The sequence below is a fragment of the Aeromonas sp. 600724 genome (genome assembly GCF_049175135.1).
GTDB lineage: Bacteria > Pseudomonadota > Gammaproteobacteria > Enterobacterales > Aeromonadaceae > Aeromonas > Aeromonas veronii_A.
Genome location: NZ_JAAKUM010000035.1, coordinates 1 through 10,677, shown reverse-complemented (window position 1 = coordinate 10,677; position 10,677 = coordinate 1). Strand labels below are relative to the sequence as shown.

General features: G+C 57.9%; 10 protein-coding genes and 2 tRNA genes. 6 read left to right on the top strand and 6 right to left on the bottom strand.

Annotated features, from left to right (window positions below):
* Positions 1-682: 682 nt before the first annotated feature.
* Positions 683-770 (bottom strand) — tRNA-Ser (locus G5168_RS20840).
* Positions 771-967: 197 nt separating this feature from the next.
* Here G5168_RS20840 and G5168_RS20835 point away from each other — a divergent pair.
* Together G5168_RS20835 and G5168_RS20830 are read left to right on the top strand one after the other, a co-directional pair.
* A complete protein-coding gene (locus G5168_RS20835; protein WP_064337414.1) occupies positions 968-1,717 on the top strand; it encodes a DsbA family protein in 750 nt (249 codons plus the stop codon).
* A 296-nt stretch (positions 1,718-2,013) separates the two neighbouring features.
* Positions 2,014-2,916 carry a sulfite exporter TauE/SafE family protein gene (locus G5168_RS20830; RefSeq protein WP_227341477.1) on the top strand — a complete coding sequence of 301 codons (903 nt, stop codon included), beginning with the start codon at positions 2,014-2,016 and terminating at the stop codon, positions 2,914-2,916.
* Here the strand turns inward: G5168_RS20830 and G5168_RS20825 are convergent.
* Both G5168_RS20825 and hemL read right to left on the bottom strand, forming a co-directional pair.
* On the bottom strand, positions 2,831-3,646 hold the full coding sequence (locus G5168_RS20825) for a hypothetical protein (protein ID WP_227341476.1): 816 nt from the start codon (positions 3,644-3,646) through the stop codon (positions 2,831-2,833). The genes G5168_RS20830 and G5168_RS20825 overlap by 86 nt on opposite strands.
* 218 nt (positions 3,647-3,864) lie before the next feature.
* Entirely contained in the window at positions 3,865-5,151 is a 1,287-nt protein-coding gene (hemL, locus tag G5168_RS20820) for a glutamate-1-semialdehyde 2,1-aminomutase (RefSeq protein ID WP_227341475.1), read from the bottom strand.
* Between the two features lie 244 nt (positions 5,152-5,395).
* Between hemL and clcA the strand changes: the two genes are divergently transcribed.
* From clcA to erpA, 3 genes are all read left to right on the top strand, one after another.
* Positions 5,396-6,784: a H(+)/Cl(-) exchange transporter ClcA gene (clcA, locus tag G5168_RS20815; protein ID WP_040067313.1), complete on the top strand. Its 1,389-nt coding sequence runs from the start codon at positions 5,396-5,398 to the stop codon at positions 6,782-6,784.
* Positions 6,785-6,875: 91 nt separating this feature from the next.
* A complete protein-coding gene (locus G5168_RS20810) occupies positions 6,876-7,571 on the top strand; it encodes a DUF6776 family protein (RefSeq protein WP_005343032.1) in 696 nt (231 codons plus the stop codon).
* 87 nt (positions 7,572-7,658) lie between these two features.
* A complete protein-coding gene (erpA, locus tag G5168_RS20805; protein WP_005340225.1) occupies positions 7,659-8,009 on the top strand; it encodes an iron-sulfur cluster insertion protein ErpA in 351 nt (116 codons plus the stop codon).
* A gap of 138 nt (positions 8,010-8,147) precedes the next feature.
* On the opposite strand, the gene nhaC is transcribed toward erpA, so the two are convergent.
* Entirely contained in the window at positions 8,148-9,557 is a 1,410-nt protein-coding gene (gene nhaC / locus G5168_RS20800; protein WP_227341474.1) for a Na+/H+ antiporter NhaC, read from the bottom strand.
* Positions 9,558-9,858: 301 nt separating this feature from the next.
* On the opposite strand from nhaC, the gene G5168_RS20795 reads away from it, so the two are divergent.
* Entirely contained in the window at positions 9,859-10,068 is a 210-nt protein-coding gene (locus tag G5168_RS20795) for a hypothetical protein (RefSeq protein ID WP_005357820.1), read from the top strand.
* Here G5168_RS20795 and G5168_RS20790 read toward each other — a convergent pair.
* Both G5168_RS20790 and G5168_RS20785 read right to left on the bottom strand, forming a co-directional pair.
* A complete protein-coding gene (locus tag G5168_RS20790) occupies positions 10,063-10,335 on the bottom strand; it encodes a late competence development ComFB family protein (protein WP_005343036.1) in 273 nt (90 codons plus the stop codon). The genes G5168_RS20795 and G5168_RS20790 overlap by 6 nt on opposite strands.
* Before the next feature lie 109 nt (positions 10,336-10,444).
* A tRNA-Leu gene (locus G5168_RS20785) sits at positions 10,445-10,530 on the bottom strand.
* Positions 10,531-10,677: the final 147 nt, after the last annotated feature.

Genomic DNA, 10,677 nt, shown 5'->3' with positions numbered 1-10,677 from the left:
ACGCGGTAGCGCCGATGGTAGTGTGGCATTCGCCATGCGAGAGTAGGACACTGCCAGGCACCCAATACAAGAAACCCCGCTCATCGAGCGGGGTTTTTTATTGCCTGCAATTCAGCAAATAGCCTGATTGTTGACCTTCCCTATCTCCCTTCCTCTGTTTTTATCCTTACTCGCCGCTGCTTTCTGGTTCCACAAATAGCCTGATGTTCCGCTTGGTACTCTTTCTTCACTGAACCGCTGTAGCTCTGTATGGCGGCTCTGGCGTAGTCATGACCCACGAATCCTATGCTCGCCTGTACGCTAGGATCTCTTGCTTGCGATCTTTCCTGGGCATCTGCGTCCTGTGTTAGCTGAAGTCTTTCTTTTTGAGCCCTCTGCTTGTCCATGATTTTGTTAGTCGCCCACTGACGTTATGCCAGAGAGTGTGTTGGCTGTGCTAACACGCAGGCGCAGTGGTTGCTGCTTTGGGTCCTTGTTTGGGGCAATAAGGAAATGGGAAGGGATGCTCGCAGGAACGCAGAGGTTCGATGTTGATAGGTGATCTTGGGGCAGCTATTTAGCTCGCAGGTGAGAAGATCAAGAAAGGAGTTGAAGAAGACTAATGTGTTGAGATCTATGAGGAGTGGCAAATCGCAGGCAAATAAAAAGCCCACGCAACATGGTTGCATGGGCTCGGTATAAATGGCGGAGGAGGTGGGATTTGAACCCACGGATGGTCGCCCATCGCCGGTTTTCAAGACCGGTGCATTCAGCCGCTCTGCCACCCCTCCGCAGCAGTGCGGCGAATATTACCATGCTGCTCTGGCTTGTAAATCCCCGTCCGGTTCGATTGCTGGTTAATTGCGCTAAATGACATGAAAAAGTGGCAATCAGAGCGTATCAAGCGCTTTTTTGGCCAGATAACTTGACTTGAAAACAGACTCAACCACTATAGTGGCCTCTATCATATCCTCTGCAAGATAACGTTATGACTATTAAAAATGCCCTGTTTTGCGCGCTGGCTGGCGTGACCCTGCTGGCGACGCCAGTACATGCAAGCGAGCTGACCAAAAGTGATGTCGAGCAAATCGTTCGCGACTATCTAGTCAAGAATCCCGAGATCCTGGTCGAGATGTCCAATGCTCTGCGTGCCAAGCAGGAGAGCCAGCAGGCCGAGAGTGACAAGGCGCTGATCAAGGCTCACTCCAAGCAGCTTTATGCCAATCAGGATCCCGAGATGGGGAATCCGAAGGCATCTCTGACCATTGTGGAGTTTTTCGATTACAACTGTGGTTACTGCAAACGGGCCCATCCGCTGGTCAAGCAGCTGATGTCGGAAGATAAAGACATCCGGTACATCTACAAGCAGTTCCCCATTCTGAGCGAGTCCTCCTACTTCGCAGCCCGTGCTGCGCTGGCGGTCCAGCTGGGTCAGCCTGACAAGTACCAGGCGTTCCACGAGAAGCTCTATACCCATCAGGGCCCGCTCGCTGATGAAGCACAGGTCAAGCAGTTGGCTGTGGCGGCCGGTGTGGACTGGAGCAAGGTGGAGGCCAAGATCAAGGATGGCAGCATTGACCAGAACCTAGGTACCAACCGTGCGCTGGCTGAAGCGCTCGGTATCTCCGGTACCCCGGCCTTCATCATCGGTGATCAGATCCTGCGCGGTGCCCCCCGTGATTTGGCCAGCCTGAAGGGGTTTATCAAGGACGTGCGCGCCGGTAAGAGCATTCAATAAGCGGTTGTCATGGTCGAGGGCCCAGCGCCTCGGTCAGAAATAGAAAGAGGGTCGGTATCACTACCGGCCCTCTTTTTTATTATGTCCTTTGGCACAAGTGGTCGTCGCGAAAGGACCATAACAACGTGCTCAGGACCCGGCCTGTTGGCCTCAGTAACAAGTATTAGCAGAGTCGTTCGGAGTCTATTGATAAATATTTCACCTTGCAGAGGCGTGTCGTGAGCATTGCTTAATTCCGGTCAAGATTTTTTCTGCTGCTTGCCTTAGAATCGCCGCCCGTTGCAGGAGAAACCCCTATGTTAGTTGATATTTTACGGCTGGTTTTTATAGCCGGAGGCCTCGTATTTGTCTTCATGCTGGTGCAAGCCTGCTGGCGGAAGAAGCAGAGTGGATCCTTTGAGGCGACCCCCTTCTGGCCGGTGGCGTTGATCGGTGGGGTTGCCAACTTCCTCGATACCCTGGGGGTGGGCAGCTTTGCGGTAAAGACCGCCTGCTACAAGCAGTTCAAGCTGATCGATGACCGGGTGCTGCCGGGTACCCTCAATGGGCAGTGCGTGCTGCCGACCGTGACTCAGTCGCTGATCTTCGTCGGCGCAGTCGCAGTGGAGCCGCTGACGCTGATCAGCATGATGATGGCCGCCGCAGCGGGCGCTGCCTGGGGCGCTCGTCATGTGGCCTCGTTTGATCGGCAGACCATCCGGCTGGTGATGGCTATCTCCTTACTGGTCGTTGCAGGGCTTATCTTTGCCGGTCTGCTGGGTCTTTTCCCTGTAGGCGGCGATGCGATGGGGCTCAGCGGCTACAAGCTGGCGATCGCCCTGCTTGGCAATTTCATCTTCGGGGTGTTGATGAATGTCGGTATCGGCCTGTTTGCTCCCTGCATGACGCTGGTTTATCTGCTGGGGATGAATCCGCTGGCGGCGTTTCCGATCATGATGGGCTCCACCGCCGTGCTTAGCGTTTTCTCCGCAGGCACCTTTATCCGTAAAGGGGCATTCGATGCCAAGGCGGTGCTGGCGGTAGCCATCTTTGGCCCCATCGGTGTGGTGCTGGCCGCCATGCTGGTCAAATCCATGGATATGGAGATGCTGAAGTGGTTGGTTGCCTTTATCGTCATCTATACCTCCTGGACCATGTACGCTTCCTGGCGGGCGGCGCGTCGCTCCCCTGTGCAACTGGCGGTGGAGAGCGCAGGCTAGCCTGTACCAGTGCCGCTTCGGCCTTGGCCCCCAGAAAAACATAGAGGCCAAGCGCCAGTAGCAAACCCACCGCACACCCCATCACTCCGACCGCTGGCCAGAGCAGCTCGCTCTGGCCGAGCGAGCCTTTGAACAGCAGCAACAGCCCCTCGATGGAGACCGCGATCAGAATGGCGGCGATAAAGCGGGTGATGGTGCGGCGAATGGCGCTGTGGCGGAAGATATCCTTATGCAGCAGTACCTCCTCTTCCAGAATGGTCTTGCCCAGATCGAACACCGCCAGTGCCAGCGTCAGGAAGATGATGGCGCTAAAGGCGCCGAGCTGGTTCTGCTGCTCGCCGCACAATAGCTGGTAAAGCTGCTCCAGCCCGTGCCAGATCAGGGTGGCGACGATCAAAAACAGCGCCATGCTGAGCACCACATAGACCGCCTTGAACCAGGGCATGGCGCGGCGGCGCTCCCTGTCCCCCATCAACCAGCCAATCAGCTGATTCAGACAGACGGTGATCTCCCGTCCTTGCCCCTGCACGATAAGGTGCAACCGGTTATGGGCGGCCGGTGCCGCAGGCTGGATGCACATCGGCCCCTGATAATGGTCAATGCTGACGACAAAGGGATACCCCTTGAGCGAGACAAGGGGGGCGCTGAGCAGCCCCTGCAGTAGCGGGGTCAACTCCTCCTGATACTCCTGATAACGCCGCAGCACATCGATGGGGCTCATCTCTGCCATATGGACCTCGGTGACGTGGGATCTTGTGGTGAATGTGCAAATAGTGGGCCTGCTTTATGACAGGGATGGCGGGGCAAGTTGCACCAGAGGATGACAAATTGGTGAGTGACGAAGAGGGGATGCACCAGAAATGGGCGTATCGAAGAGCTGTGTGGTGATGAAGGCACTGCAATAGAAAAGGGCCCGTGACGGGCCCTTCTGCGACAACCTGCGGCGATTTAGCCAGCCAGCTTGGCGAAGCTGCGCTCAGCGGCAGCCAGGGTATGTTCGATCTCCTTGTCGCCGTGAGCCAGCGACAGGAAGCCCGCCTCGTAGGCGCTCGGCGCCAGATAGACGCCCTCTTCCAGCATCAGATGGTAGAAGCGCTTGAAGCGTTCCATATCGCAGCGAGTGACCTGCTCGTAGCGGGTGATTTCGGGCTCGTCGGTGAAGAAGAAGCCGAACATGCCGCCCACATAGTTGATGGCGAGCGGGATACCGTGTTTGGAGGCGGCCGCTTTCAGCCCTTCTGCAACCCGCGCTGTCTTGGCGCTCAGCTGCTCATAGAGACCCGGCTCCAGCAGCAGATCCAGCATGGTGAGACCGGCCGCCATGGCCACCGGGTTGCCGGAGAGAGTACCCGCTTGATAGACAGGGCCGGTCGGGGCGATGTGCTGCATCACCTTCTTCTTGCCGCCGAAGGCGCCAACAGGCATGCCGGCACCGATGATCTTGCCAAGGGTGGTGAGATCCGGATCGATGTTGTAGTGACCCTGGGCACCACGCAAGGAGACGCGGAAGCCAGTCATCACTTCGTCCAGGATCAGCAGGGCACCGAACTCGTCACAGATGGCGCGCAGCCCTTCCAGGAAGCCGGGGACCGGCGGGATGCAGTTCATGTTGCCTGCGACCGGCTCGACGATGATACAGGCGATCTCGCTGCCGTACTGAGTGAAGGCTTCACGCACCGAATCCAGATCGTTGAAGACGCTGGTCAGGGTGTGCTTGGCGAAATCGGCCGGAACGCCCGGGCTGTTGGGTTGACCCAGGGTCAGGGCGCCGGAACCGGCCTTGACCAGCAGGGAGTCGGCGTGGCCGTGGTAGCAGCCCTCGAATTTGACGATCTTGTCGCGGCCGGTGTAGCCACGGGCCAGACGGATGGCACTCATGGTGGCTTCGGTGCCGGAGTTGACCATCCGCACCTGCTCCATGGAGGGGACAATCTGGCGGACTTTCTCGGCCATCAGCACTTCGATCTCGGTCGGCGCACCGTAGCTCAGCCCCTTCTCAACGGCCTTGATGACGGCGGTTTTGATGGCCGGGTGGTTGTGACCCAGCAGCATGGGGCCCCAGGAGCCGATGTAATCCACGTAGGCCTGACCATCCACATCATAGAGATAGGCGCCATCGGCGTGATCGATGAAGCGGGGCGTGCCGCCGACCCCATTGAAGGCGCGGACCGGTGAGTTGACGCCACCCGGAATGGTCTGGCGGGCCTGTTCAAACAGCTGATCTGATTTTGACATGGATCATCCTTAATGGGATTTTGGTCGTCACACAAGGGATTGCAGCCGATTGAGACTCGGCAGGCCGGAGCATCAGGAGTATGCTTTGCGCTCTCGCCACCCGGACTCTCGGTCTGCTCCCGTGACAAAAATTTAACGGGCCGACTATAGCAGAAAGCCCCAGCCCTGGGCAGCCGAGCAACGCGCCGGGTGATCCTGATCTCAGCTAGCTGACGATATGGTTTTTCCAAGTTGGTGTAACAAGATGGCGCAACAAGCTCTCTCCTCTGAAGCCGATACCTCTTCGCGGGGGCCGCTTTCCCGCATTATCCGGCAAGACAAGATGCCCTTGCTGGTGCTGCTGCTGGCGGCGCTGGTCGGCACCCTGGCCGGACTGGTGTGCGGCCTGTTCGAATCTGGTGTCCACTGGCTGGCAGAACAACGTATCGCCTTGCTGGCAGACCGTCCCTGGTGGCAGCTCGGTCTGCTTGGCTTTGGCTTCAGCGCCTTGCTGGGATTTGTCGGTTACTTCCTCACTCATACCTTTGCCCCGGAAGCGGGTGGTTCCGGCATTCCCGAGATCGAGGGGGCGATGGACGATCTGCGCCCGGTGCGGTGGTGGCGAGTGTTGCCGGTCAAGTTCTTCGGCGGCATCTGTACCCTGAGCTCCGGTATGGTGCTGGGGCGGGAGGGACCTTCGGTACAGATCGGCGGCAACCTCGGCAAGATGGTGGCGGATATCTTCCGACTGCCCAAGGAACATGGCCATGCCCTGTTGGCCGCCGGTGCGGCGGGCGGTCTGGCTGCTGCCTTCAATGCGCCGCTGGCGGGCATCCTGTTCGTGATGGAGGAGATGCGGCCGCAGTTTCGCTACTCCTTTCTGGCCATCAAGGCGGTGGGGATCTCCGCCATCATGGCGACCTTGATGTTGCAGAACATGAAAGGGCAGGGGGCGGTGATCACTCTACCCCACTACGATGCGCCAGCCCTCAAGGCGCTCTGGCTGTTCCTCTTTATGGGGGCCACCTTCGGGGTGCTCGGTTTTGTCTTCAACAAGCTGGTGCTGGCCTGTCAGGATGGCTATCTGGCGCTGCATCAGAACAAGCGCCACCGTTTCGTGGCCATCGGCATGCTGGTCGCCGGAACGTTTGGCGTGCTGTCGCTGTTTGCTCCTTCGGTGACGGGCGGCGGCACAGAGCTTATTCCTCATCTGATGGGGGATGAGTATGCGATGGCGACCCTGTTCCTCATCTTCTCGGTGCGGCTGGTCGCGACCCTCATCTGCTTCTGCTCCGGTGCCCCGGGCGGGGTGTTTGCGCCGACCCTGGCGTTGGGCACCTTGTTTGGCGTGGTGTTTGGCCATCTGTTTCATGCGGCGTTTCCGGAGCTTGGCATCGAGCCCGGCGCCTTTGCCATCGCCGGAATGGGGGCTCTCTTTGCTGCCACCGTGCGCGCCCCCATCACGGGTATCGTGCTGGTCACCGAGATGACCGACAACTATCAGCTGATCCTGCCGATGATGATTACCACAGTCGGGGCGACTCTGGTTGCCCAGTGGCTGGGTGGCCGGCCCATCTATTCCCAGATCCTGGAGCGAACTTTACGGCTCGCCGCGCGTCAAAAGCGGGGTGATGGCAGTGCCACGGCCAGTTAATTTTTCCCTTTATCGCCTTTGGCCCCGGTCAGGGCGGTATAGTGAAGGGAGAGGCGCTGCCGTAAATGGCGTGATAACGGGATGAGGGGCTATGTCCAATCTATTGAAGTTATTGGTCGTGTTAGCCGTTGGCGGGCTCATTGGTTACTTTGTCGGTAACCGTCAGGAGCTGGCCCAGAGCAGTCTGTTGGTGGTACAGCAGGAGACGCTGGATCGTCAGGGCAAGGCTATCGGCCAGCTCAAGACCGAATTGGGGGTGAAAGATACCCAGCTGGCGACCCAGAAAGCGGCCTTCGAGCAGTTGCAGACCACCCTGAAGAGTCAGGAGGCGCAGGTGCAGGAGCTCAAACGCCAGTTGGCCTTTTTCGAGCGGATCATGCGCCCCACCGGCGAACAGGTGGGGGTGGTGATCGACAACCTGACCCTGCAGGAGACCAGCATTCCCGGTCGTTACCACTACCGTCTCGCCCTGACCCAGCCCGCCAAAAAGCGGGAGCTGTTCCGTGGTCAGGTGCAGATCCGGGTCGAGGGGAGTCTGGCTGACAAGCCGAAGACGCTAACCGGCCGCGATCTCGGGATGAAGGTGAGCGAGTGGCGTTATGCCCTGCGTTATTTCCAGCTGCTGGAAGGGAATTGGCAGTTGCCGGAAGGCTTTGTGCCGGATCGGATCCGTGTCACCATCAACAAGGATGGCAGGCAACCGGCGCAAGAGCTGCTGGTTGAGTGGGGCGAGGTGATCAAGCCGCTGGTCGCCGCACCGCCTGCTCCGGTTCCCGCTGCCGGTTAAACGTGGTGAATACTTGAACTGAATGGTCGGGTATTGGATAATTTCGCGGTTTCCATGTTTGTGGATCTAATGGTTGTGAGGTCAGTAATGAGTGCAGTAGCAGAAGCCCCGCTGCCCATCCAGATGACGGATGCGGCGGCCAACAAGGTGAAGAACCTGATCACCGAGGAAGAGAATCCCGAGCTGAAGCTGCGGGTATACATCACGGGTGGGGGCTGCTCCGGTTTCCAGTATGGCTTTACCTTTGATGAGAAGATCAACGACGGAGACACCGTAGTCGAGAAGAATGGCGTCACCATGGTGATCGATCCCATGAGTCTGCAATATCTGGTAGGCGGCAGTGTGGATTACACCGAGGGTCTGGAAGGTTCGCGCTTCACCGTGACCAACCCCAATGCCACCACGACCTGTGGCTGTGGCTCCAGCTTCTCCATCTGATCGGCATTATCGGTCTGATGACACGGCTCTCGGCAACGAGGGCTGTTTTTGTTTGTGGGCTCTGGGATGACGGTAAAACAGCATCCCCCCTGAAACAACAAAGGCGCCTTGGTGGCGCCTTTGTTGTTTCAGGATGGCTTAGCGGGAGCTTGCCGCCGCGACCAGCGGGGTCCGGTTCACTGCCTTGCCCATGTAGGCGAGGGTGATGGTCACAATGATGCAGGTGAAGCTCAGCCACATGTAGGGCAGGTAGTCGAGGGTTGCGACTCCTAAAACCCCTGCCATGAAGATGCCGTTGTCGCTCCAGGGCACCATGCCGCAGGTGAGGGTGCCGCCAAACTCGGCGTTGCGAGAGAGGTTCTTGCGCGCCAGTCCCAGTCGGTCGTAGTTCTTGGCCATGATCTTGGGAGTCAGGATCAGCGACACATACATGGCTGAGCCGAACACGTTGGCCAGAAACGCGGTGCCGATGGTGTGGCTGGTCAGGCTGCCGACGCTATTGATGCGCTTCTCGAAGGCGCTGGCGATCACTTCCAGAATGCCGACCTTCTCCAGCAGGCCGCCAAACCCGAGACCGAAGATGATGACCGCGACCGAGCCCAGCATGGACTCCATGCCGCCGCGACCGAGAATGTTGTCGATAAAATCGATGCCGGAGGTGATGGCAAACGGACTATAAGCTGAGTGCATCGCTTTGACCGGATCCATGCCCTGGAAGGCGATGGCCCAGATCAGGCCCAGCAGGGCGCCGAAGCTGATCACCGGGAAGGCGGGCTTGCGGTTGGCCAGCAGACCCAGCACCAGCACCACGGGGACTATGGCCAGCGGGGTGATGTTGAACTGGTTGTCGAGAGCCTCCATCACCAGATTGACCTGCTCCAGGCTGACATTACCCGAATACTGCATGCCCACCACGGTGAACAGCACGGCGGTGATGACATAGGAGAGCAGGCTGATAGGCAGCATCCCCTTGATATGCTCCACCACGTCGACGTTGGACATGGTCGAAGCCAGCACTACTGAGTCGGAGAGCGGAGAGAGCTTGTCACCAAAATAGACGCCGGAGAGCACGGCACCGGCTACCAGCGGCGCAGGCACGCCGAGGCTGTGGCCGATCCCCATCATGGCGATACCGGCGGTGGCGGCAGAGCCCCAGGAGGTGCCGGTGGCCAGCGAGGTCAGGGAGCAGATGATCAGGGTCGCCAGCAGGAAGATGGACGGGTGAATCACCTTGAGGCCGAAGTAGATGATGCTGGGGACTATGCCACCGGCAATCCAGGTGCCGACCAGAGCACCGACGGAGACCAGGATCAGGATGGCCCCCATTCCCTTGGCAACGCCGTCAACGGCTGCCTGTTCCAGGGATTTGTAATCGTGGCCGAGTTTGATGCCAAGCCCCATGATGACGAACCAGGCGATGAACAACGCCAACTGGATCGGCAGATCGAGCACGCTGGTGAACGAGAATGCCAGGGCCAGGAAAATGGCCAGACAGGCAAACACCTGTGCCATGCCCGGTAGTCGGATGTGGTTTTGTTGGTTTTGCATAGATACTTCCTAAACTCTTGCTCGCCAAGGTCACTCCCTCTCGTCCTGTGGATACATCGATCCCGAGGAGGCAACCCAAAAAGAGGCCGCAATCTACCACAAACCCGGCGGGTTAAAGCCCCATCAAATTGGCAAAAATGCACATTTGATTGAAAAAATCACAAATTAGTTGATCTCATAACCCGTTTTTGAGCGGCCTGTTGACACAGGGGGTTACATACGAATCCCGCTTGTGACGCCACTTGCATCCCCAGCAGATGAAGATGATAATTATTATCAATTGTTGATTGGGGAGAAAACAATGCGCTGGATATTGCGGGGTATGATGTTGCTGGTGGCGGTGGCTGTACTCGCATGGGGTCAGGATAAAGAGTACGGCACCTGGAGTGCCGGTTTTCTGCTGGCTGCCTGGGTGATGCTGGAGCCCGGATTGCGCCCCGCCTTGATCTTGCTGCCAGTGGCCGGGTTGACCGGTATCGTCACCCTGCTCTGGCAGCAGCCCTGGTTATGAGCTTTTGACGGGAGCCTGCTTGATCTTCTGCTGTGCCACCTTGAGCGATTCGACCACCAGTTTCTCCATTTCGGTACGCTTGGCGTCGGTCAGGAAGTAGATCATGTCGACATTGTGGCGAATATAGTGGGCGGGGAGCTGGTTGAGGGTAAGGCAGCAGAGGTCGGCCATCTGATCGCTGTTGAGTTTCTGCTGCAGCCCCTGTTTCTCAATCTCCTTGAGCACCAGATGTTCGTAAAAGTTGTGAATGTCGGTATCCAGTATCATATGCGTTCCTTGGCATGACGATGAGCGGGGAGTCGTCAAAAGCATAGCCATAACAAGGAGTAAAAACAAAAGGCCCATCACTTTCGTGATGGGCCTTGTGCGTAATGAATGGTGCGAAGAGAGGGACTCGAACCCTCACATCCGTGGGACACTAACACCTGAAGCTAGCGCGTCTACCAATTCCGCCACCTTCGCACACTGATTTTCTCCAGCTGGTTTTTAAATGCGGTTGGAGCGCATTGCTCTGTGTTTACATGTCAGAATCATGGTGCGAAGAGAGGGACTCGAACCCTCACACCCGGGGGGCACTAACACCTGAAGCTAGCGCGTCTACCAATTCCG

What these genes read in the sequence shown, in the direction of transcription:
- G5168_RS20835 (WP_064337414.1), top strand. Translation starts at nt 968, where the DNA reads ATGACTATTAAAAATGCCCTGTTTTGCGCGCTGGCTGGCGTGACCCTG.
- G5168_RS20830 (WP_227341477.1), top strand. Translation starts at nt 2,014, where the DNA reads ATGTTAGTTGATATTTTACGGCTGGTTTTTATAGCCGGAGGCCTCGTA.
- G5168_RS20825 (WP_227341476.1), bottom strand. Translation starts at nt 3,646, where the DNA reads ATGGCAGAGATGAGCCCCATCGATGTGCTGCGGCGTTATCAGGAGTAT.
- hemL (WP_227341475.1), bottom strand. Translation starts at nt 5,151, where the DNA reads ATGTCAAAATCAGATCAGCTGTTTGAACAGGCCCGCCAGACCATTCCG.
- clcA (WP_040067313.1), top strand. Translation starts at nt 5,396, where the DNA reads ATGGCGCAACAAGCTCTCTCCTCTGAAGCCGATACCTCTTCGCGGGGG.
- G5168_RS20810 (WP_005343032.1), top strand. Translation starts at nt 6,876, where the DNA reads ATGTCCAATCTATTGAAGTTATTGGTCGTGTTAGCCGTTGGCGGGCTC.
- erpA (WP_005340225.1), top strand. Translation starts at nt 7,659, where the DNA reads ATGAGTGCAGTAGCAGAAGCCCCGCTGCCCATCCAGATGACGGATGCG.
- nhaC (WP_227341474.1), bottom strand. Translation starts at nt 9,557, where the DNA reads ATGCAAAACCAACAAAACCACATCCGACTACCGGGCATGGCACAGGTG.
- G5168_RS20795 (WP_005357820.1), top strand. Translation starts at nt 9,859, where the DNA reads ATGCGCTGGATATTGCGGGGTATGATGTTGCTGGTGGCGGTGGCTGTA.
- G5168_RS20790 (WP_005343036.1), bottom strand. Translation starts at nt 10,335, where the DNA reads ATGATACTGGATACCGACATTCACAACTTTTACGAACATCTGGTGCTC.